We start from the raw sequence: 21,454 nt of genomic DNA, 5'->3' as shown, positions 1-21,454 counted from the left end.
TCTCGATTCTTTGAGGCTGGGGCGCTTCTTTCGTCACGATGGTTGTCACCGGCAGGTTGTCAATCTGCTGCCGATCGAGGTTCTCGATTCTTTGAGGCTGGGGCGCTTCTTTCGTCACGATGGTTGTCACCGGCAGGTTGTCGATCTGCTGCCGATCGAGGTTCTCGATTCTTTGAGGCTGGGGCGCTTCTTTCGTCACAATGGTTGTCACCGGCAGGTTGTCGATCTGCTGCCGATCGAGATTCTCGATTCTTTGAGGCTGGGGCGCTTCTTTCGTCACGATGGTTGTCACCGGCAGGTTGTCAATCTGCTGCCGATCGAGGTTCTCGATTCTTTGAGGCTGGGGCGCTTCTTTCGTCACGATGGTTGTCACCGGCAGGTTGTCGATCTGCTGCCGATCGAGGTTCTCGATTCTTTGAGGCTGGGGCGCTTCTTTCGTCACGATGGTTGTCACCGGCAGGTTGTCAATCTGCTGTCGATCGAGGTTCTCGATTCTTTGAGGCTGGGGCGCTTCTTTCGTCACGATGGTTGTCACCGGCAGGTTGTCAATCTGCTGTCGATCGAGGTTCTCGATTCTTTGAGGCGCATAAATTTCGGGGCGTATGATGAAAGTTTGCGGCGCAGCGCTTTCCGCATGCGTCTCCAAATTCGCGTAACCCAATCCGAAAGCGCAGGCCAGAGCCGCTGCAGTAGAAATTCTGATTACTTTATTCATGATGCTTCCTCCATTTGTTAAGAGCTTTTATTTCTCCATAACGGCATGTACGATAAGCCGGTGCGTTGGATTGACTAACGGATCGCAAGTGATCAAAGTGAGTTCTTTATGAATCATGTCAGCGTTAAGTACGGAAACATCCGTAGGTGCTACTCTTGTTATTTTATTCACATAGTAGGTTAAATTTCGATCGCCTGTCTGAATTTGAATCGCATCTCCAATATTCATTTCACCAAGTCTGTTGAACAAACGGCCCGGTTTATGTGCTCTATGAGCGGCAATAGCCGTGTTTCCGACAGCACCGGGTAAGGCTGTACCGCTGATATGCGCAGCGGCACTGCGCATATTTTCCCGTGTCGAGCCTTCTACAATGGGAAGACAGACATTGATTTTATCAATCTTTATAATGCCGAGTATCGAGTTTTGCGGAAGGACTTTTTCGGCTATCGATGATTCGCCGGAATCTTGTTCAATCGACGATATGGAAAGCTTGGACTGATTTTGACCATGCGCGGAAGGCGGCGGCCCTGCCGTCGATATTCGCTGAACCGATAACGGGGAAGGAACCGCTTGTTCTTCCGCCTGCGCCAACATGTTTTGTGTAGTCCGGTCAGCCGACCAACGATCGGCAGCCGGATACAGGATCACTGCAAGCCCTGCCAAGATCAGCAGCAGGGAGAGCAGTCGAATCTTTTTTTGTTTTGTCATGTTTAACGGATTATTGCAAATCGCTTTTCAACAGGTGAAGGCCCGGAAGCTGGAATTCCAAGACGTTTAACGCGGAAGGAGCCGTATTGTTCAAAGGAACCAGGATCGTTACGCCGTCGTAAGTCATGCAAAAGTTGTCGGTAAAGGACTTCGTTCCCTGGGTCCATTTTCTGAAGTCTTGCAGTGTGTAGCTTTTGCTGCCTGCGTCTGTTCGAATCTGGCCTTCGATCATTTTCTTCACGATTTTTTCCGCATTTTTCTCGTCTTTCGCCAGTTGGGTGAACTTGGCCGCTTTCCCGTTGCCGAGCGTGAACGTCATGCCTGTTTTGGCGCTTTTTCCGTGTGCACCGCCGAGAGAAGTGTAATCGTCAAGCATGAAACTGAGATAACCGTTCTGATTGTACGTGATTTTGTAGGTGCTATAGAACTCGTAAGTCTCCCCTTTGGCAGGACCGTGCGATTTGCCGATTTGGCTTTTGGCCGTATTCAGGAACTGCTGGGCATGAGCTTTCAGTGCGGCATTGATCGCCTGTTCATTTTTGGCATTGCCCAGACCGGAGACGATCGGATAGACGATATTGATTGTTGTCGAACCTTTCGACAGCGGCGTCTGCAGCTTGGCGGCTGTTACGGTAATTTCGTTGGCTTCGTTGCGATCGATTAATACAGCCCCGGATTCGCGCTCCACGCGGACCTGATACCCGAACGGTACAGCGAAGGCTTGAGCGTCCACATAATCGACGCCGCCGATTTTTTGCGCTTCGTACCGGTCGCCGATGCTGCTGCCGTTCAGTTTCACGACGACGCTATCGCTGTCCATTTCGAAGACGGCCCGATTAGCGGCTTGGGTAAGGGTCATGGCTTTCGTTTTGGGGTTTACGGAAACTTTGATTCCTGCTGCTTTGGCTGCATCTTTGATCGGAATCAAAAGACTTCCGTTTCTCCCTGCGTCCGTTTTGACGGTATGGCCTTCGACCTGTACATTTGAGTGCGTTTGAGCGGCAGTCGTCGAAGCAGCGGCATAAATAGTAGAAGAAGGAACGATAGCGGTCATTCCGGCGGCAATACCCGTGGACAGGACGATAGCGGACAGCAGGTTGAACTTGTTTACTCTTTTTACAGTAGCATTCATTTTTAACACTCCTCGTTTGAACTGTATTTCACATTCCCAATATACTGCTGAAACAAAATGATTGATTTACAGAAAAACAAAATATAGTTACAATATCGTAGAATTCGGCCTGACCACAGCATAAAAACTTGCTCCTTCAACGCTTTTTATCGATAAAGCGATTTTCGCTGGTCGGTTTCTCTTTTTAAACGAGCCTTGTTGTTATGGAGAAAAGACTTGATTTGAAACTCTGTATCCTGGACTTTATCTGTTTTCGCGAATAAAAACATTTTGTTTACCTTCGATTTTTTCTTATGGCTGATTGGATGTACGCAAATGAGGCTTGGCTTTCTTTGAGCGCGCAATCAAATAGAAAAATAAAGGGAAGTGCGAAAAAAGCTTTAAAACAAAGCCTGTATAGACTGTTTTGTAACTTTATTTTATTGCGATTGTAAATAAATGATCGATTTTCAGAGTTATGCTTTCCATGCAGATCGGATTTGCAGAAACACAATGATCATTGTTGTGAAATGAAACACAATATAGATGTTTGGCCTGCATCTATAAATCTTTTCGTATAACTGAACAACCAGATGTAATCCATGTTATGGGTGGAGATCGATAGAATCGGCAGAAAATTTTAGTTTGCTTATGAAGCCGATCGGTGTATACTCGTTGGTGAATAAATCCATTTGTTGGAAATTACACAATCATATATCTTAAGGAGTGAAGAAAATGAACAATGAAATGATGAAAAGTCGAAATCTCCAAAAGGTATCCGCCGTGCTTCTGTCACTTAGTCTTGCTTCCGTCGGAACGATCGCTATGATGCCTTTGACTTCTTCGGCCTATGCCGCCGAAGCTGTAGTCATCTCGAACAACGTCTCGAGCGTCAAAATCGACGGTAAAACCGTCAAGGCGCTTGCCGGATCGAACGGTATGCCGCTGGTTTCCCTGCGCGCCGCAGCCGCAGCCGCCGGAGCGAAGATGACGTACGACGCCAAAACCCGTGTCGTGACGCTCAGCCAGGGAACCAACAAAGCGATTTATGCGCTTGATAGCGACAGCGTCGTCGTCAAGCTCAATGGAAGCAGCATCGGAGAACGTTACGAAGCCAAAATCATCAAAGGCGTCAGTTATATCGCTGTAGATGCACTGGCCGTACCGTTCGGTTACGAGGTCTCTACCAATATGGCCTCAGGAAGCGTGACGTTGAGCAGCGAAGGACAAAATGATCTGTCGATCGCGGCCGGAAAGCTTTCGTCCACGCTTGCGAATGGATCGACCAAGGTCAACATCGTCTATCCGGTCGTATCTGGTCTCGAAAAAAACGAATCCGAGCAGGCAATCAACGCCGCGCTGAAAGGCCAGGCACAGCAGTTCCTGAAAACGGCCGAAGCCGCAATCGCTAAATCGAACGGTCCGGCGAAGGGCGATACGTACGAGTTTTATACCGATTATCAAGTCACGTTCAATAAAGATGGCGTCGTCAGCTTCCTGCTCGGGAATTACACATACTTGGGAGGAGCAAACGGCACCAGTGGGCAAACAGGGATGACTTTTTCATTGAAAGACGGGAAGACGATAACTTTGGGCGATCTATTGCAGTCGAACAAACAGGCCGATTCCACTGTTAAAGGATTGATCGAGTCCCAAGTCAAACGCGATGCCGCCGCAAAAGGGTATACGCTGGAAAACTTCAAATCCTGGACGCAAGGCACGACTTCTTATCTGGATCATTTCTATCTGAACAGCAGCGGCGTAACGATCCTTGTGCCTCTTGGCAGCAGTGCTCCTTCCGCTCTAAACGTGCTCGAATTCTCGTTCTCGTGGCAGCAGCTTTTGAAAAATAACAGCAACCCGCTCGATGCTTACCGTATGTAGGTGTAAAAAGAAGCAAGTGAAAAAAAGAACGTAGAAAGCAGGGAATTATCATGGCAATCAAACAAGTAAATTGGATGACCAGTTTGATTTCATTAGCTTTATTGGCACTCGGGTTTTACGGCTTGGTCGAAGGGGTCGGAGGGAATTTATCCTGCGTATACCTGCTGGTCGCCGGTCTGATCGGATATTGGCTGCTGGGCGGCAATCTTCGCACCCTTATCCGTCCTATGCGTCTGAAAGAAGTCGGCATGATCCCACTGGCAATGATCGCGACGTTTGCAATCGGAGCCGTACTGGCTTTTATCGGTACGCATCTGTTCGGTTTTGCCGTATCCGCGAACCCGGCCTCGTCCGGGTCTCTCAATCTGGCTATGGCATTTATGATGATCGGATTTTTGTTCGGCGAGGAAATGTTGGTGGTCGTTCTGCTGACTATTTTCGAAAAGTTTCTGCCTAAAAACAGAACCGGTCTGATCATAGCGGCGTTAATGAGCTCACTGATTTTCGGTGCCCTCCACTTGAGCACGTACGACTGGAACGTATGGCAGGCGGTAATCGTAATCGGGATGATTCGTCTTCCTTTCACTTACCTCTGGTATAAGAGCAATCGCAATCTGCTGGTCAACGGCACCGCGCACTGGGCTTACGATGTGGTTACGCTGCTGTTCGTTTCCATCGCGATGTCCTTACGTTAAGCGAGTGTTCAGAAGAAGAAGGATTTTCAGAACGGAGGATTGAAGATGAATCAGACAGATGCAAAGAGCAGTGCAGGGCCCGTCGTTCGTTTTCGAGAAGTCAGTAAAATCATTGGCGGCAAAACACTCGTGGACAATCTGACGTTGGACGTGCAGCCCGGCGAAGTATTCGGGTTTCTCGGGCCGAACGGAGCGGGCAAAACGACCACAATTCGGATGCTGGTCGGCTTGATCTCTATGAGCACGGGCGATATTCAGATCTGCGGCAAGAGCATTACGACAGACTTCGAAAACGCGATCGAATCGGTCGGCGCGATCGTCGAAAATCCGGAATTGTACAGTTACATGAGCGGATACGGCAATCTGATGCAGTATGCGAGAATGCGTTCGAACGTCTCCAAAGAGCGCATCGACGAGGTTGTCGCATTCGTGGGCTTGACCGAACGCATTCAAGATAAAGTGCGCACGTATTCGCTCGGCATGCGGCAGCGTCTCGGCGTGGCTCAAGCGATTTTGCACCGTCCAAAGCTGCTGATTCTCGACGAACCGACAAATGGGCTCGATCCGCAGGGCATACGGGAGCTGCGCGACTACCTGCGGGCGTTGGCTCATAAAGAAGGAACCGCCGTATTCGTATCGAGTCACCTGCTTACGGAAATGGAATTGATGTGCGACAGAGTCGCAATCATCCAAAACGGCAAATTGATCGAGGTTCAGAAGGTGCAGGGCGATACGGGAGAAGGTACCGAAAAAACCGAAGTCGAGGTCGAATTCGAAGTCGGCGACGCTGCAATCGCCGTTCAAAAGCTCGGTGCCGGAGAAGCGAAAGGCGGCCATCTTGTCATTCGGATCGAACATTCGGACATCGCCAAAATTAATGCAAGGTTGGTTGAAGCGGGAATTCCGGTCTCCGGTATACGTGTGCTGAAGCGGTCCCTCGAAGATCAATTCCTGGAAGTAACGGGAGGCGTTAAGTCATGATGAATTTCCTGAAGCTTGTACACAATGAAAATATTAAGATTTATATTCGGAAGCGCACCTGGATTTTATTGGGCATCCTGATTGTACTTGCGATCGGCATTCCATCATTCATTGCCGCACAAGGTGGAGGAGATATGGGTGTATGGGGGGGAGTCGGGATATTGATGTACTTCAATTTCCTGCCTATCATCTTCTCGGCTGTTATTGCCGCCGAGTCGGTTGCGAGCGAGTTCACGGGCGGTACGATCAAACTGCTGTTGATTCGGCCGTGGAGCCGAATCAAAATATTGGCTTCCAAGTTCATTGCCGTTCTTCTGTTCCTGCTTGCCGTCAGTGTTGCGTTCTTCGGCATCGGTTTGCTGGTTTCCTACGTGCTGCTCGGAACGGGAGTGGCAGGAAGCGCGCCGACGGCAATTCAAGCTCAAGGTATTTGGCTCAGCGTTATCTACACTATGGTGGACGGTCTGCTGTACACGACGATCGCGTTCGCGATTTCGGCCGTGTTCCGCAGCAGCATGCTGGCTTTGGCATTGACGGTCATTTTCGAGTTTATGGGTAGCGTTGTGACCAGTCTCGTCAGTCCCGAAAAATATGCGATTGGCAAATATTTGCTATTCGTAAATATGGATCTGGATCAATACACGGGCAGTCCGCTAGGAAGATACGGAGTCACGTCTTTGAGCTTTTCGCTTACGGTACTGGCAGTATACTTCGTGGCTTTTCTGTTCATTGCCGCTTACGTATTTCGTAAGCGCGACGTTGCCGGATAACGTTTTATCGAAGAGATACAATTTGCGCAGCTGCGTGATCGAATGCTGCAGGCTTACAATAAAAAGGCAGTCAGGCATGAAATTCATGCACGGCTGCCTTTTTATTCAATCGCCGCCGGTCCGTCGCAAACGTTATTTTGCCGGACCATTCTGACGCTTGCTAAATCGATATACGATAATCTTGTTGAATATGTAAAAGATCATTCCATTCATAAGAGCCAGCAGAAACAGAAACCCTACCCAAACGAGAATATCGAAAGGCACCACTTCGGGGCCAATATTGATTAAAACGACTGCAGACAACAAGCTGATGCTGACTCCAATAAAGACGAATACGAATACATTTCTTCGGAATAATCCGGAAGAACGGTTAATCATTTCGAGTAAAAACTCTTGAAGGTAAATGTAAAGAAAGACGGATAAAATTAAAATCAAAAGGAACATCCAATAAATTCCTGCCTGCGGAGGCCAAGACGAGAGACTAGCAATAATAGCCATCCAACTAATGAAAAACAAAGCAGCATTGCAGATTTTGATTCGGGTTATTGTTGTCTGCTTCATGGTGAACGGTCTCCTTTTTCGACTAGTTTAACACGTATGACGTAAACAAAATCGAGTTTCTAGAAAACGCTAATCTAAATTGTGGACACAAAAGTACCTAAAATATGTGGCAAGTTTTTTTGTACTAAAAAGCATGCTTTTTTGAATAGTATATAAAAGAACCCTAAGCCTCATTAACGATCTTAGCTTAGGGTTCTTCATGTTCGCACTATTTAATTGCGAATTTGTAGAGTATGAACAGTCTCTAATTTTTTGCTTTATTAGGTTTGAAGGCACTATTCGGATCTGTTGCTCTAACCTTTACACCTTAGCACAGGTTTGTTTTCTGTATTTTTTAGGCGATACGCCGCACTGCTCCCGAAACACTTTGCAAAAGCAGCTGAGTGTAGAAAAACCGCAAGAAGAAGCAATGTCGGAGACTGTCCGTTCCGTAATGATCAGTATGATCGTAGCCATAGATAGCCGATACTCCGTTACATATTCCATTTAGTAAGAGGTATGTTCGCTGCACCCGCTTTTCAAAACACGACGATTCCCGCCTCCTTCATAAACCGCGAAAGCGCGGCCGTCCTGTACGTATCCCGACGCCGGATAAACACCGTAGGCACCATCCGGTAAGGGTCTTCCAGCACCGGTTATTCGACGATTTCGGGATGCAAAACAGGTCCGTCCACGAACGCGCCGTCCGCTTTGTATGTGAAGATATCTTCGATCTGATCCGCGGTAGGCGTCATGCGCATGCTTAATTCCACTTCGGGAAAGCGCTCATGGTAGCGCGCGAAAATAAGCGGCAGATGCGTAGAGGCCGTCGATTCCATTGCGCCGATCCGCAGCAGTCCGCTCGGCGCCGAAAGGGGTATTAAATACCGGCGATACGGAATCGGACCGCACCGCGGCCAACGATATTTGGATCTGACATCCCGATAAAAAACATACCGAAAACACAACCTTCCGTTACACTTGAAGCAGAAAGCCCGAACGTCGCTAAACGAAGCCGAGTCTTCGGGAAGCGAAAACCGCAGTTTTTGAACCCATGCTTATTATTTTAAATAGAAGGAAGTGAACGAGCCCATGAAAAATATCGAAACGAATCGCTTGATCCTGCGCAATTTCTCCGAGTCGGACGCTCCCGGACTGCTCGCCTACATGTCTGCTCCCCGAGTAAACTGCTTTTTGGACGGCCGGATCAATACGCCGGAAGAAGCTTTGACGGAAGTCCGCAAGCGAAGCGAAGACGACTCCCAGATTGCGGTCGCGCTCAAAGAAGACAATATGCTGATCGGCGAACTGTTCTGCATGAAAGAAGAACCGGATACGTTCAGCATCGGCTGGAATTTCAACGCGGCTTACGAAGGCAAAGGGCTGGCGAGGGAGAGCGCGGAAGCGCTGCTGCATCATTTGTTCGAGGAAAAAGAAGCGAGAAGATTGTACGCCTACGTCGAGGATAACAATTTCAGATCCCAAAAGCTGTGCGAGAAGCTCGGCATGCGCCAAGAAGGTTGCATGAAGGAATTCGTTTCGTTCACGACAAACGAAGACGGGACGCCGAAATACGAGAATACGTTCCTGTACGCGCTGCTGAAAAAAGAATGGTCGAGCCGCCGAGAGTCTTGAGAAGAATCGGCCGGCGAACCGCACACGAAAAACCGCCGCGGGCCCAAAGCCTTCAACGGCGGTTTTTGCATGGATGTTTAGCCGATGCGCGTTTAATCTGCCGCGCATCTTTCTGCTTAAGACTCCAATAAAGACTTCAACTGCCCGTCGATAAACGCATTATCCTCCTGATTGATTCCCCGCCCCGCGAAATGCCCCCAATCCGATACAATCGGGCTGCAAACGGCATTCGGCATTCGCGCAACTTCATATTCATTGTCTTCCGCCCGGCAAAACAAATCCGTGCTTCCCGGCATGAGGCAGGCGCGGGCCGTGATGCTCCGCAGCGCAAGGTCGAAGTCTCCTCCGTACATCCCGTTATCGCTGATATCCGCGCTTTGCCCCGTCGCCAGCATCGCCAGCACGTTATGCGGGTCCATGTTCATAAAGCTGTTTTCCCACACGCCGCTCACGAAAGATTCCAACGAGTCAAAGCCCATCTGCCCGTACATCTTTTCCCGGTAAAAAGCATGCGACAGTCCCCACCCCGCATACACCTTGCCGACGGCGCGCATATCCGAGGAGGTCAAGTCGTCCGTTCTGCCGGGATCGAAGCCGACGGAGGCGAGCAGCGCGGCTTTCAAGCTGTCCAGCACCACGAACGTATGCGGCCACGGCTTTGCGATTCCGGCAAACGGCGCGATTCGCTGTACCGTTTCCGGATAGCTGGCTCCCCATTGGAACGCTTGAATGCCGCCCAGCGACCAGCCGACGACGAGCGCGATCCGGTCGATGCCGAATTTTTCGCGGATCAGCCGGTATTGAAAAGCCACGTTGTCGTAGACGCTGACCCGAGGAAAACGGGACCGGTCGTACGGCGCGGGCATATTGCTCGGCGAAGAAGACAGCCCGTTTCCCAACAAATTCGGCACGATGATGAAATACTTGTCCGGATCAAGCGCCTTCCCGCTGCCGATCAGCCATTCGTTCTGCGCATGCGTATCGCCGAAAGCGGTCGGATACACAATGACGTTATCTTTTTCCTCGTTCAAACGTCCGTAAGTCTTATAAGCGAGAAAAGCGCCCGGCAGCGTCGTTCCCGATTGCAGCTTCGCGTCGCCCAGATTGAAAATCTCGTAGTCCATTTAGGTATCGCTCCTTTCATGATAAAACGGTCGGGCACGTGGACGGCATGATCTCCGCGAGTAGGCCCGGCGCGTCTTCCAGTGGTAGTATAGAGCTGTTGCATGTTCAATAAAAGTGAACGTAATTGAACTCTATACTCAAATAAAATGAAGATAAAAGGAGACGGAACGCTATGGAACTCCGGCAGTTGAACACGTTTCGCACGGTCGCTTACACTTTGAATTTCACGCGTGCCGCCGAAGCGCTCAATTACGTGCCGTCCAACGTCACGATGCAGATCAAAGCGCTGGAAGAAGAACTCGGCGTCCCGTTGTTCGACCGTTTGGGCAAGCAGCTGGTGCTGACCGAAGCGGGCAGGCGCTTTTTGAACCATGTCCGGGGCGTGTTCGAAAAGCTGGACGAAGCGCGCGGCGACGTGCAGGGCGGCGCAGGGTTGAGCGGTACGTTGACGGTCAGCGCCAACGAAGTCATTTGCGCGTATCGGCTTCCGGCCGTTTTTCGCAAATTCCGTTCGCTGCATCCCGGCGTGCGCCTGATCTTCCGTTCCGTGCCGAACGGTGAGCTGAAGCAGGCGCTGTTTGAAGGAACCGCGGATCTGGTGTACGTCTTGGACGAAGAAGTACGCTCGAACGGATTGGCGGTAGAGCCGCTAATCGACGAGCATTTCCGCTTGTTCGCCGCTCCCGATTATCCGCTGGCCGCGAGCGCGTCGCTGTCTCCGCACGATTTTCGCGGCGAAGTATTCCTGACGAACGAAAAAGGCTGCCCGTACCGGACGCTGTTCGACCGTTCTTTCGAAAAAGAAGGCGTCGACGATATCACGTATCTGGAATTTCAAAGCGCCGAAGCGATCAAGCAGTGCGCCGTTTCGGGGATCGGGATCGCTTTTTTGCCGGAGATCGTCGTGCAGGCCGAACTGCTGCGCGGAGAGCTCGTGACTCTGCCGCTGGACACCTCTCATCTTCGCGTCCGCACGCAGATGTTATGGCATAAAGACAAATGGCTTTCGCCCGTTATTGCCTCGTTCATGGAAGTTTCGAGAGAAATGCTGGGTGAGCGGCGAGATGGTACAATCAAGACGACAACCATCGCGAAGGAGTGGATTTCATGATCAAATGGGGAATTCTCGGCGCGGGCAATATCGCTCATCGATTTGCCGCTGCCGTGGGGCATGAGCCGAATAGTACGCTGCACGCAATTAGCGGGCGCGACGAGAATAAGCTGAAGACGTTTACCGACAAGCATCCGGCCGACAAGCTCTATCTGTCGCACGAAGAGCTATTGGCTGATCCCGATATTGATGCGATCTATCTGGCGCTGCCGCACCAGCTGCATCATGAATGGGCGATTAAAGCCATCCATGCGGGAAAAGCCGTCCTGTGCGAAAAACCGGCATCGCTCAATCTCCAAGAGATGCAGGATATCTCCGAAGCGGCCCGGAGCCGCAACGTGCTGTTTATGGAAGCGATGAAGCAGCGGTTCGTGCCGCTTTACCGCGAACTCCGGCGCAGAGTGAATACGGGCGAGATCGGCAAAATCACTTCGATCTATGCCAGCCTGTGCAACGAAATGCCGCAAGGTCTGAACACCTACCATATGCAGCCCGGTCACGGCGGTTCGCTGCTGGATGTCGGTACATACTGCGCAAGCTGGATCGAAGATTTTTCCGCCGGCAGCCTTACATTGGAAACCGTCGCCGCCAATCAGCAGGATTCCGTCGATTACTACATCGATGCCAAGCTGCATGCCGGCGACGTAAAAGCCAGACTGGAATGCGCATTCGATCGGCAAAAAGAACGCGTTGCCGTGCTGCAAGGCGAGAACGGGCGCATCGTCGTTCAGGATCTCCATCGTCCGGTGAGCATGACCGTTTACCGGGACGGACAAGAGCCCGAGCAGGTGAATGTTCCGTACGAGATCGATGATTTTTACAGCGAAGTGCATCATTTTGCGAAGTGTTTGCAGCAGGGACGTACCGAGAGCGATATTATGCCGTTATCCGCTTCTTTGCGCTGCGCCGAAATTCTCGACGCGGTTCGCGCGGGACTGACGTATACGCCGGAGTGTCTGGAGGTATTGGCCGAGCAGGAGGAGCTTCTACAATATGAGGCGTTCGGATCGAAGGAAGCCTTGGAGTTGGGAAATACGATCGTGGAATTGGCGAAGGAATATGACCGCGAGATTGCCGTTTCGATCTTCCGGGAGAGCGACGGGCTGGTCATTTTCCAATACGTCATGGACAGCAAAGCCGCGCGCAATATCGGTTACATGGAAGGGAAACGCAGGGCGGCCCTGTCGACGGGACATTCCAGCGTATGGATGCACGTCGATCACGAGCTGAACGGAAAATGGAGCGAAGAAATGGCGAATATGCCGCACTTCGTTCCGTCAGGCGGCGCTTTCCCGATTCGCGCGAGCGGGGAATGGGCGGCGACGCTCTCCTTAAGCGGCTTGCGCGAAGGACGGGATCATGAGCTGGTGATTCGCGCGTTAAGCAAAGTGCTGAACCGACAGGTTCCCGCGTTTCCGTGTGCCACGATCTGATCCTTCATCCCCTTGCTCCGGACGCATAAGCTTCCGGCGTTACGCCGATCACGGCTTTGAAGTCTTTGATAAAATGCGCTTGATCGTGGTAGCCCAGGTCGTGCGACAGATGCAGAAGTTTAGATCCCGTGCCTTGCGCGCTGCCACGATCCAAGGCTTCGGCGGCTTCTTGCAGACGATGCAGCCGAATGACCCATTTGGGGCTGAGTCCGATTCGGCGACTGAACAGACGTTGCAGCGTGCGTTTTTCCATATCGATCGATTCGCATAACGCGTCGACCTTCGTCAGTTCCCGCTCGTTGGCAATGGCAGCGGTGATCCGATGCAGCAGCTGCGTCTCCGCATCCTTTTCCGGACAAGCATCCAGCAGCAGCCGGTCGAGAAGTTCGCATAATGCGGCGTTATCCTGCGTATGCAACGCTTGTTCCAGCGATTCGGCCGTCGTGTTCAGGAAGCGATCGACCGGAAGCGGACGTCCCTCCAATTCCGACAGCGATTCTCGGTAAAAAGGGTAAAAGCCGCCGGGCCGGAACTTGACGCCGAACACTTTGCCTTTTCCTTGAAGCAGATAGGCAAAGCGTGAGGTCGACGGCATATAACCAGCGGTACGTCCCGGCTCGATGACGAGATTGACGCAAGGATTCGGCACGACTTCTTGCTGATACGGCTTCGCCCCGCTCAGATCCCACTCGACGGTCCAATAATGGCGGACGAAGTTCGCAAGTTCCGGCGCGGGACCGTAACGAAGCAGCCGAAAATGATCTTTGCCGATCTCGGGATTGAGCACGCCGAGGCGGGGTTCGGACGAATCGAAAAAAGGGGAGCGCGGAGCGTGGGTTCGCGTCGACGCATAATCTTTTGCCCGTTCATTTTCAGGAAAGTGATCCATACGATCCTCCGGTTTTTTTATTTAAATCGCTGTCGCGTTTTTACAATGCGAATATACGTTCCTTAAGTTAAGCTGATTGTAACACGGAAGCCGCATCGACGCGAGACGGTCATCCAAGAAAAGCGGTATTCGAATCCATTACAGGGAGGTTCAATCATGAAACTGGAATACGCGATTTATATCGATGCCAAGCCGGAGAAGGTCTGGGAAGCGCTGGTATCGCCGGAAGGGACGAAGGTCGCCTTTTTCGGATCGGAGTTGAAGTCTTCGTTTGAAGTCGGCGCTCCGTTCGAGTATGTCGGTCCGGGCAGCGAGGGCGATGCGACGGTGCACGTGTACGGAACTATTCAAGCTTATGAGCCCGGGAAAAAGTTGGCCTATCTCGAACATCCGGGCCCGTCTTACCGCGAGCGGCATGCCGAGCTTACGAGTCGGGTGACGTTCGAGTTGGAAGAGGCGGGCACGACTACTAAGCTGACGCTGGTCAACGACGAGTGGAGCGAGAACCATCCCGCCGTAGATAACGCAAAAGGAGCTTGGCCGATGGTGGTCAGTTCGATCAAGACCTGGTGCGAGACGGGCAAAACGCTCGACTTCGGTTGGTAAAAGGCAAAGTTTGAAGCAATACGAATGAACAGGGAAGCTCGGCCATCGGCCGGGCTTTTCGGCGTTCCTATGCGCATGCGCGGACTCTCTAAAAAGATTATCGATAGCGGTTATTCAAAATCGTGATTTTTATCCACTTGCATCTGGGCTTATAATGGAAGGACGGACTTTTCGGACACAAACGGTTTCACAAGAAACGAGGCATGCCTAATGAGTGAGTATGATGGATAAGCAAACAACGGGGAATACGGCTCCGACGTGGCTGCGAATGTGCATAGCGGCGTTGATCTCGGTGGCGGGCGCTTTATTGTTCCAAGCGTTGAACCTGCCGGTTCCCTGGCTGCTCGGGCCGATGCTCGCGTCTCTGATCGGTTCCAACGTACTGAAAAAGAATCTTTACGCCTGGCCGTCGCCGCTGCGTAACGGAGCGCTCATCCTGATCGGCTATACGATCGGACTTGCGCTGACGGGCGAAGCTTTGCGGCGTATGGGGACACAGGTGCCGTATATGATCCTGATGACTTTTTTGCTTCTATTATTATGTGCGGGTATCTCGTTCGTGATCGGCAAATTGTCCGGCACGGACTTCAAAACATCGCTGCTCGGCAGCGTACCCGGCGGATTGTCGCAGATGGTCGTATTGGCGGAGGAAACGAAAGGCGTCGATCTGACGCTGGTCACGGTCAACCAGGTGATGCGGCTGCTGCTGATTATCGTCGGTATTCCGCTGATGATCTACAGTCCGCTGTTCGCGGGTCAGGCAGGAGAAGCGACAGCGGTGTCGGCGACAGAAGCGATCCCGTGGAGCGGCTTGTTCCCGAATATTTTCGTATACGGACCGTTATGCGTAGGACTGGCTTTGCTGGGGAAAAAAGTACGGTTTCCGACGGCGTTCCTTCTCTGTCCGGCATTCGGCGCCGCGCTGCTGCAAGCGACGGGCTTCCATGCGCCGGAACTGCCTCACGCACTGACGGCTGCGGCACAGTTGGCGCTTGGAACCTACGTCGGAACCTTGCTCAAGCCTGCCCGGATTCAAAACAAAGTCCGCACGTTATCGCTGTCCCTGCTCAGCGGAGTGCTGTTGATTGCCGGTTCTTTCGGCTTGACCGTGTTGTTAACGCGTTTGCAGCCCGTGACGGCGCCGACGGCATTGCTGAGTCTCGCGCCGGGCGGCATGGATCAGATGGGAGTCATTGCCCATTCGATCGGCGCGGATCTGTCCATCGTGTCGGGGTATCAGCTGTTTCGAACGTTTTTCATTTTCTTTGCCATTCCTTCCCTGCTGCGATTATTGTTCAATTATACGGATCGGAGATCCGAAAGGAAGGCGGAAGTTTCTCCTGAATCTGGAGAAGGGAAGGTGCGGAGACGCGGAGCCGACGGAAACGCAGGTCGGCGATAGAAAACGCGGACTCGGCGCAAAAGTTCAGAAAATTCGTCGCGAAGGCGCGGAGGAAGAATCTTCTCCGCGCTTTTTGGCATGCGCGAACAAGCGAATTTTCCCCGCTTTGCCCATCGCGGCAGCCGCGAGCGCGGACAGCGCGATCGACGCTAGGCAGACGGCAACGTAATGTACCGGGCTGTTCGCGATCAGCAGCCGTTCGCCGTTTACGGCTTCGGCGGCGCCGCGCACCAGGACGATCGCCCAAGGATGCAAAATGTAAATCCACGTTCTCCAAGCGCGAAGAGGCTTGGAACCGCGCATGTTCCAGGTCGTCGACCAAAGGAACAGCAGGAAGGCGGCAGGAATCGATAGCAGGTACAGGCTGCCGTGCCGGGGCAGGTCGAGGCCGCGCAGCCATTCGCCTTCGGCGATCAGCAGAAGCAGAGCGATGATCGCCGCTGCGCCGAGCCGAATTCCGGCGGAGCGCGAAGGCGCGGACTTCGGCAGGCCCCGCCGGGCTAACGTCGCGCCTGCCAAAATAGGCAGCGGCGCGAAAAACAGGCCGTTGCGCGTATAATCCATCCAGGCGTAAAGCGCATCATAGGCCGGTTTCAGATGCAGGGTGTTTGCGGCGAAGCCGTAATAGCCGTCGCCCAGCAGGCCGAACGCGTACAAAGCGATCGCGGCCGTCCAAGCCCAAGCCATCGAAGGCAGACGGCTCAGGAAATAAATCAACCAGACGCCGATCCAAAGCGCCGGGAAAAACCACAGATGGTAAAAGGTGCCGTCCAGCACGATATCCCGCAGAACGGAGCCGACGTGGAAGCCCTGCGCGAAATCGCCTTTGTACGCGTTGAGCGGCAGATAGATCAGAATCGACAATCCGTACAGCAGTGCGATCTTGTTCGTGTAGCGAACGACGGCGGAGCGGTTCGCGGAAGCGTCGTCGGCGAATTTTCGGAACAGGAAAAATCCGGACCCGATAAAGAAGATCGGCACGGCTACCCTCGAGATCAGCCCGGCGACCCAAAAGTCGGCCTGCGGGCTGACGCTCGCCAGCGGAGACGTGTGGTTGGCGATCACGAGCAGCGCGGCCATGAATTTCAGCCAATCCGTGCCGCCGATATTCCGGGAGGATCGTGCCGCGGACCGATCAGTTCCCATAGGAAGCCTCGCCGTGCCCGGCTTTCGCGCGCTCCTGCCGCAGAATCTCGACATATTCCTCGAGGCACAGGTCGCGCTCTTCCATGATCGCGGCATGCGGCGCGCCGACGTAACGGAAATGCCACGGTTCGCAGGAAATGCCGGTCAGATACTCTTTGTGCGCTTTGTAGCGCTGGACGAAGCCGAATTCGGCCGCTCTCGCTTTGAACGCGCCGCAGGCGCCGTCGTCCGGAAATTCCGGCGCGATAAAGTCCAATCCGCCCGCCGCCGAACCGACGTCCACGGCCAATCCGGTATGATGTTCGCTGCATCCCGGCAGCGCCACGAATTTGGCGGTGTATGCCGCGCCGTTTTCCCGCAGCGAAGAATAATAAATCTCCGTCTGTTCGGCCAGGTCGCGGTAACCGCTGACGACGACGATGCCGTTTTTGCCGCCGACGGCGTCCAGCAGCGCGTCCAGCCTTTCCAGGCAGGTTCGTTCAAGGCGGATATCGGCGTCCAGCGCCTGGATGTCCGCAAAGGTGCTTACCGGAGCAAGCCGGCTTTCCGTATCCTCGGGGCTTTCGGTCCAGGGATGGTGCCGGTTGACCAGGACAGGGGCGGATTCCGGTTGATGCACCGGATTCGGCTGCTCCTTCATTTCGTTGCTATACCCGTTTATCTTCGCAAGACGTTTTGTTTCGGTTTCCATGCGTATTCCTCCTTCGTCAAAGCTTCGCTGCCGAATTCCGGTTCGTAGTTTCTCTGCATTCTTCCGGTCAAGGAGGCGGTGATTTCCTGCGGGACGATGCCGGCGCGCGACGCGGCTTCCGCGCAGGAGATCTTTTCGCCGCCCTGGCTGCCGATCAGGACGACCGGGTCGCCGGCCCGGCAAGGGCCCGGCAGCCGGACGGTCAGTTGGTCCATGCCGATCCGGCCGACGATCTTGGCGCGTCTGCCGCCGACGAGCACTTCACCGCCCTGCATGATCTGCGACCATCCGTCGGCGTAGCCGATCGGGACGGTACCGATCCATTCCTCGCCCCGCGCCGTATAGGCGCGGTCGTAGCCGATCGTGTCTCCGGCAGATACCCGCTTGGCCTGGATCAACGCGCTGCGCAGCGTCAGCGCGGGCTCCAGCTCCCATTGGGGAGCGAGCGCGGAAGGGTAGAAGCCGTAAGCGGCCGCGCCGATCCGTATCATATCGAGCGACATTTCCGGAAATCGCAGCGACGACGCGCTCCCGCAGCAATGCAAAAGTGCAGAGTGAATCCCGGATGAACGCGCCCATTCCGTCATGCGTATGAAGCGTTCGTATTGCTTCTTAACGAACGACGCATCCGCCCAACCCGCCGTCGCGAAATGGGTGAACAGCCCTTCCGCGACGACGTCTTCCCTTTTCAACCAGGGAACGATCTGCTCCCATTCCTCCCGGGTTCTCAGTCCGATCCGGCCGAGACCGGTATCGAGCTTGACGTGCACGCGCAGCGGAGGGCCGTTCGGCGTTCGGGTTCCGCCGCCGCGCGGCGCGCCCGACTGCCGTCGAAACTCTTCGCGCTGCCGGAACCAATCGGCTTCCGTGACGGTCAGCCGGATATCCAGCGCGGCCGCGAGTTCCGCGTAACGCGGCGGAACCGGCGCCAATACCAGGATCGGCAGCCGGATGCCGCGCTCGCGAAGTTCGACGGCTTCTTCGAGCAGCGCGACGCCGAGCATGTCGGCGCCGGCCGCTAGGGCTGCCTCGGCGCTCTCGATCGCGCCGTGCCCGTAGCCGTCAGCTTTGACGACCGCCATCAGTCGAACCGAAGCGGGGAAGCGGCGGCGAATCTTCGACAGGTTGCGCCGAATCGCCGCCGTATCGACGTCCGCCCGGGTATCGCGGTACGCGGCGCTCATCGCGCGCCGCCGACGGCTGCTCGCGTGCGGCCGCGCTCCAGCGCGTAGTCCATCAGCTTTTCGATCAGAGCCGCGTGGGTCGTACCGTCCGTGCGCTCCCACATGACGGGATACATGCTGGTGCCGGTAAAGCCCGGCAGCGCGTTGATCTCGTTCAGGTAGACCCGTCCGTCTTCGCCGAGGAAAAAGTCCACCCGCGCCAGTCCCGAGCAGCAAAGCGCTTCATAAGCGCGGATTGCCGATTCACGGATCTCTTCGGCGGCCGCAGCCGGGATCTCGGCCGGAATCGACATGCGAAGCGTCGGATCGGCGTATTTGGCGCGGAAGTCGAAAAACTTCACGCCGTGGAGGAACTCGCCCGGCAGCGAAGCTTGCGGGCGGTCGTTGCCCATGACCGCGACTTGAATCTCGCGGCCGGGAACTTCCCGCTCGATCACGAGCTTGACGTCGTGGCGCAGCGCCTCTTCGATGCCGGCTTCCAGCGCGGCCTCGTCTTCGCAGCGGCTGATGCCGATCGAGGAGCCGAGCGTCGCCGGCTTGACGTAGCCCGGCAGAAGGCCGCGCTTCTTCAGGCGACTCATCACGCCCGCTTGATCTTCTTCCCATTCGCGGCGCGTGACGATCTCGTATGCCGTTTGCCGGATGCCGGCGAGTCCGGCGAGCCGGTGGGTCACGTCTTTGTCCAGCGTCATGGCCGCCGACAGGACGCCGTTGCCGACGTAAGGAATGCCGAGCAGTTCCAGCAGTCCCTGCACCGTGCCGTCTTCGCCGTTGGCTCCGTGCAGCAGCGGCAGGGCGACTTTTTCGCCGGCAAAAGAAAATTCGGCCTTCAGGACTTCGCCGAGCGAAGAAGCCGCGTCGGCGTGTCGGGATACGGGCATCAGGTTTTCCTCGTTCAATCCGTCTTCCGGCATCCGGCCCAGTCCGGTCCATAGACCTTCGCGGGAAATGTAAATCGGATAAACCTCGTGCTTTTGCGTATTCAGCGCCTTCAGCACCGTGGCCGCCGTTTTCAGCGACACTTTATGCTCGGGCGATTGGCCTCCGTACAGAACGTAAACGATCATGGGGGTTCAGCTCCTTCGGTTATTCTGGATGTTCGATTCTTGCCCCGGGTACACGAAAAGACGGGGCAACGCCGAAATTTATATCGCCTTTCCGAAATTTCGTCCGCGAGCGATTACGGAAAACCGAAAATCCGATCTGTTGTTTAGATGCAGCCAAAGACCGAAGGGTGGCAAAAAAATACGGAAAAAGAAATTCGGCTTTTCCGGCGCAAAACGCCTGCTAAGGCTTGAAGCGCGCGTCGGTTTCGTCAGTCTTTTCCGCAAGCCGTACGTCTGTTAAAGTTGGAACAGAAAGCGTAAACCCTGCGGCCGCGGAATTTTTCGCAGCCGCGGGCTGGACAGGAAAGGGGAAAAGCAAAAATGGACGAACGGGAAAAGAAATTTGTCGCGGAGATCGAGGACATCCGCCGAAGAATCGACGCACGTTACGGAAACGAGCGGTTCCGGATGCTGTTTTACGACTTGGGGGACAATATCCCGGCAGACATGCTGGATACGGAGCGCGAGGTTCCGGAAGAGCTTCAAGACGAAGACGACGGCGAGTGGAAGTTCTGGAAGCCGGTTCCGTCGACGATCTCCGGCGAAGCGCTCAATGCGCTGGAAGCTAGGTTGCGCGCGGCTTTTCCTCCGGGCTTTCGCGCGCTGCTGCAAGCGTACCATCTGGTAAGCTGGACGTCCGCGGGGATGGGCGACGGTCGGGGAGGGTATGTCGGCGGGTGCATATTTTTCACGCTTCCGGCACTCGATACGCAAACCGGGCTTGCGGAGCTGGAGCGCAACGCTGCGGAAGATTGGGGTCCGCTGATCGCGGCAGGTTATCTGCCGTTCGCGATCGGCGAAGACGGCCAGGGGCCGATTTGCTTCGATTTGAAGCAAAAAGGCGAAGACGGAGACTGTCCGGTGATCTGGATCCTGCACGACGATCTGTTCAATCTCGGCGAGGACGGCGTGTCGATGCGGAAGAACGTAGAGCCGCACGTCAGGCAGATCGCCGATTCGTTCGAGGACATGAAGGCGATTTTGTTGGGCGGGGAAGAAGTTCCGGTTGTTTGAAACAAAGCAAAAAGGACTGTCCGAAAGCCGAAGAGCGGCGGCGGGACAGTCCTTTTTCATGCGGTTTGAGGTTGCTTCGCGTTACGCCGCCGCTTCGGCTTGAGCCGCAGAGCGTTTATTCCCTCTATAAATCAAATAAAGCGCCAGCGCCATGAATCCGAGCGCCAATATTCGCTTGCCGTCGAGATGAATTTCCAGGCTGTTGAACCAACCGAAGTGGTCGATCAGCATGCCGGCGACGAGCTGCCCCGCGATTCCTGCGATATTGGCCGCGATCACGCCGATTTTCGGCACGGCGATCACGGTCAACAGCAGATAGACCGTGCCCAGAAAAGCCGCGCTGAGCTGCCACTTCGGCGCGTCGAACAAAGCGCCCAGATTTCCGTTTCCGAAAAACAGGAGATAAAGCGCCAAAAACAGCGTGCCGGTTACGAATGTAAGCAGCGTCGTTTCGAGCGAACCGGCTTTTCGGCCCAATGTTCCGTTGATGGAAGACTGCGCGCTGAGCGTAATGCCGCCGAGCAGGGTAAACAAAATCATGAATGATCCCATAAAGGCCTCCTTTAATGTTGATAAGGTTTTAGTTCGTGTACGCAAACTTACTGAAGTGCATCTTTGCCTGTCTTTTCGTCCTCTGCCGCGTCACAATTTCTCGACGTGCCCCGGCACGCCTTCGAAATCGTTCCTTGCATAGATCGAAAATTCAGC

At 54.1% G+C, this 21,454-nt stretch carries 23 protein-coding genes; 10 read left to right on the top strand and 13 right to left on the bottom strand.

Features of this window, described 5'->3' with window-relative positions:
- The 3 genes from SACSAC_RS09195 to SACSAC_RS27000 form a co-directional block, all read right to left on the bottom strand.
- Nucleotides 1-715, bottom strand: a 715-nt coding sequence (locus SACSAC_RS09195; RefSeq protein WP_037285516.1) for a hypothetical protein, incomplete at its 3' end; no start/stop codon positions are given.
- A gap of 27 nt (nucleotides 716-742) precedes the next feature.
- Nucleotides 743-1,423, bottom strand: a complete 681-nt coding sequence (locus SACSAC_RS09190; RefSeq protein WP_037285515.1) for a class D sortase — start codon at nucleotides 1,421-1,423, stop codon at nucleotides 743-745.
- A gap of 10 nt (nucleotides 1,424-1,433) precedes the next feature.
- Nucleotides 1,434-2,555: a PdaC/SigV domain-containing protein gene (locus tag SACSAC_RS27000; RefSeq protein ID WP_051507005.1), complete on the bottom strand. Its 1,122-nt coding sequence runs from the start codon at nucleotides 2,553-2,555 to the stop codon at nucleotides 1,434-1,436.
- Nucleotides 2,556-3,269: 714 nt separating this feature from the next.
- On the opposite strand from SACSAC_RS27000, the gene SACSAC_RS09180 reads away from it, so the two are divergent.
- Genes SACSAC_RS09180 through SACSAC_RS09165 form a run of 4 tightly spaced genes read left to right on the top strand, consistent with a single transcriptional unit; the run spans nucleotide 3,270 to nucleotide 6,864 of the window.
- Nucleotides 3,270-4,418, top strand: a complete 1,149-nt coding sequence (locus SACSAC_RS09180) for a PdaC/SigV domain-containing protein (RefSeq protein ID WP_037285514.1) — start codon at nucleotides 3,270-3,272, stop codon at nucleotides 4,416-4,418.
- A gap of 50 nt (nucleotides 4,419-4,468) precedes the next feature.
- Entirely contained in the window at nucleotides 4,469-5,113 is a 645-nt protein-coding gene (locus tag SACSAC_RS26995) for a CPBP family glutamic-type intramembrane protease (RefSeq protein WP_051507004.1), read from the top strand.
- A gap of 45 nt (nucleotides 5,114-5,158) precedes the next feature.
- The gene (locus tag SACSAC_RS09170; protein ID WP_037285513.1) at nucleotides 5,159-6,094 is read left to right on the top strand and encodes an ABC transporter ATP-binding protein; all 936 of its coding nucleotides are present in this window, start codon (nucleotides 5,159-5,161) and stop codon (nucleotides 6,092-6,094) included.
- A complete protein-coding gene (locus SACSAC_RS09165) occupies nucleotides 6,091-6,864 on the top strand; it encodes an ABC transporter permease (protein ID WP_037285512.1) in 774 nt (257 codons plus the stop codon). Before SACSAC_RS09170 ends, SACSAC_RS09165 begins: the two co-directional genes overlap by 4 nt.
- A gap of 132 nt (nucleotides 6,865-6,996) precedes the next feature.
- Here the strand turns inward: SACSAC_RS09165 and SACSAC_RS09160 are convergent, their stop codons facing one another.
- The 3 genes from SACSAC_RS09160 to SACSAC_RS28635 form a co-directional block, all read right to left on the bottom strand.
- The gene (locus SACSAC_RS09160) at nucleotides 6,997-7,425 is read right to left on the bottom strand and encodes a hypothetical protein (RefSeq protein ID WP_037285511.1); all 429 of its coding nucleotides are present in this window, start codon (nucleotides 7,423-7,425) and stop codon (nucleotides 6,997-6,999) included.
- A gap of 300 nt (nucleotides 7,426-7,725) precedes the next feature.
- Nucleotides 7,726-7,911: a helix-turn-helix domain-containing protein gene (locus SACSAC_RS28765; RefSeq protein WP_084777987.1), complete on the bottom strand. Its 186-nt coding sequence runs from the start codon at nucleotides 7,909-7,911 to the stop codon at nucleotides 7,726-7,728.
- Nucleotides 7,912-8,060: 149 nt separating this feature from the next.
- Complete coding sequence (locus SACSAC_RS28635; RefSeq protein ID WP_281175769.1) at nucleotides 8,061-8,372, bottom strand: LysR substrate-binding domain-containing protein; 312 nt, start codon at nucleotides 8,370-8,372, stop codon at nucleotides 8,061-8,063.
- 124 nt (nucleotides 8,373-8,496) lie between these two features.
- Between SACSAC_RS28635 and SACSAC_RS09150 the strand changes: the two genes are divergently transcribed.
- Nucleotides 8,497-9,039: a GNAT family N-acetyltransferase gene (locus tag SACSAC_RS09150; protein WP_037285507.1), complete on the top strand. Its 543-nt coding sequence runs from the start codon at nucleotides 8,497-8,499 to the stop codon at nucleotides 9,037-9,039.
- A 116-nt stretch (nucleotides 9,040-9,155) separates the two neighbouring features.
- Here SACSAC_RS09150 and SACSAC_RS09145 read toward each other — a convergent pair whose 3' ends face one another.
- Entirely contained in the window at nucleotides 9,156-10,163 is a 1,008-nt protein-coding gene (locus SACSAC_RS09145; protein ID WP_037285505.1) for an alpha/beta fold hydrolase, read from the bottom strand.
- Nucleotides 10,164-10,336: 173 nt separating this feature from the next.
- On the opposite strand from SACSAC_RS09145, the gene SACSAC_RS09140 reads away from it, so the two are divergent.
- On the top strand, nucleotides 10,337-11,275 hold the full coding sequence (locus tag SACSAC_RS09140) for a LysR family transcriptional regulator (protein ID WP_051507003.1): 939 nt from the start codon (nucleotides 10,337-10,339) through the stop codon (nucleotides 11,273-11,275).
- Nucleotides 11,272-12,708 (top strand): Gfo/Idh/MocA family oxidoreductase, encoded by a 1,437-nt coding sequence (locus tag SACSAC_RS09135; protein ID WP_051507002.1) that lies wholly within the window; start codon nucleotides 11,272-11,274, stop codon nucleotides 12,706-12,708. The genes SACSAC_RS09140 and SACSAC_RS09135 overlap by 4 nt, the downstream gene beginning before the upstream one ends.
- 4 nt (nucleotides 12,709-12,712) lie before the next feature.
- On the opposite strand, the gene SACSAC_RS09130 is transcribed toward SACSAC_RS09135, so the two are convergent.
- Nucleotides 12,713-13,597, bottom strand: coding sequence for an AraC family transcriptional regulator (locus tag SACSAC_RS09130; RefSeq protein ID WP_051507001.1), 885 nt, complete (start codon nucleotides 13,595-13,597; stop codon nucleotides 12,713-12,715).
- A 156-nt stretch (nucleotides 13,598-13,753) separates the two neighbouring features.
- Between SACSAC_RS09130 and SACSAC_RS09125 the strand changes: the two genes are divergently transcribed.
- Both SACSAC_RS09125 and SACSAC_RS09120 read left to right on the top strand, forming a co-directional pair.
- A complete protein-coding gene (locus SACSAC_RS09125) occupies nucleotides 13,754-14,203 on the top strand; it encodes an SRPBCC family protein (protein WP_037285504.1) in 450 nt (149 codons plus the stop codon).
- A 220-nt stretch (nucleotides 14,204-14,423) separates the two neighbouring features.
- Nucleotides 14,424-15,605 carry an AbrB family transcriptional regulator gene (locus SACSAC_RS09120; RefSeq protein WP_245608731.1) on the top strand — a complete coding sequence of 394 codons (1,182 nt, stop codon included), beginning with the start codon at nucleotides 14,424-14,426 and terminating at the stop codon, nucleotides 15,603-15,605.
- Between the two features lie 24 nt (nucleotides 15,606-15,629).
- On the opposite strand, the gene SACSAC_RS09115 is transcribed toward SACSAC_RS09120, so the two are convergent.
- From SACSAC_RS09115 to SACSAC_RS09100, 4 genes are read right to left on the bottom strand one after another with little or no spacing between them, the layout of a single operon-like run.
- Entirely contained in the window at nucleotides 15,630-16,751 is a 1,122-nt protein-coding gene (locus tag SACSAC_RS09115; protein WP_051507000.1) for an acyltransferase family protein, read from the bottom strand.
- Nucleotides 16,741-17,442, bottom strand: coding sequence for a D-alanyl-D-alanine carboxypeptidase family protein (locus tag SACSAC_RS09110; RefSeq protein ID WP_051506999.1), 702 nt, complete (start codon nucleotides 17,440-17,442; stop codon nucleotides 16,741-16,743). Before SACSAC_RS09110 ends, SACSAC_RS09115 begins: the two co-directional genes overlap by 11 nt.
- Nucleotides 17,409-18,626: an alanine racemase gene (alr, locus tag SACSAC_RS09105; protein WP_037285502.1), complete on the bottom strand. Its 1,218-nt coding sequence runs from the start codon at nucleotides 18,624-18,626 to the stop codon at nucleotides 17,409-17,411. The genes SACSAC_RS09110 and alr overlap by 34 nt, the downstream gene beginning before the upstream one ends.
- Entirely contained in the window at nucleotides 18,623-19,693 is a 1,071-nt protein-coding gene (locus tag SACSAC_RS09100; RefSeq protein WP_037285500.1) for a D-alanine--D-alanine ligase family protein, read from the bottom strand. The genes alr and SACSAC_RS09100 overlap by 4 nt, the downstream gene beginning before the upstream one ends.
- A gap of 360 nt (nucleotides 19,694-20,053) precedes the next feature.
- Here SACSAC_RS09100 and SACSAC_RS09090 point away from each other — a divergent pair, with 360 nt between their 5' ends.
- Nucleotides 20,054-20,746 (top strand): SMI1/KNR4 family protein, encoded by a 693-nt coding sequence (locus tag SACSAC_RS09090; protein ID WP_051506998.1) that lies wholly within the window; start codon nucleotides 20,054-20,056, stop codon nucleotides 20,744-20,746.
- A gap of 81 nt (nucleotides 20,747-20,827) precedes the next feature.
- On the opposite strand, the gene SACSAC_RS09085 is transcribed toward SACSAC_RS09090, so the two are convergent.
- Nucleotides 20,828-21,298 carry a DMT family transporter gene (locus SACSAC_RS09085; protein WP_037285497.1) on the bottom strand — a complete coding sequence of 157 codons (471 nt, stop codon included), beginning with the start codon at nucleotides 21,296-21,298 and terminating at the stop codon, nucleotides 20,828-20,830.
- Nucleotides 21,299-21,454 lie beyond the last annotated feature (156 nt).

The sequence above is a fragment of the Saccharibacillus sacchari DSM 19268 genome (genome assembly GCF_000585395.1).
In the GTDB taxonomy this organism is placed as follows: Bacteria; Bacillota; Bacilli; order Paenibacillales; family Paenibacillaceae; genus Saccharibacillus; species Saccharibacillus sacchari.
Note: the sequence above shows the minus strand (reverse complement) of the source record. Positions and strands in the feature narration are given on the sequence as shown.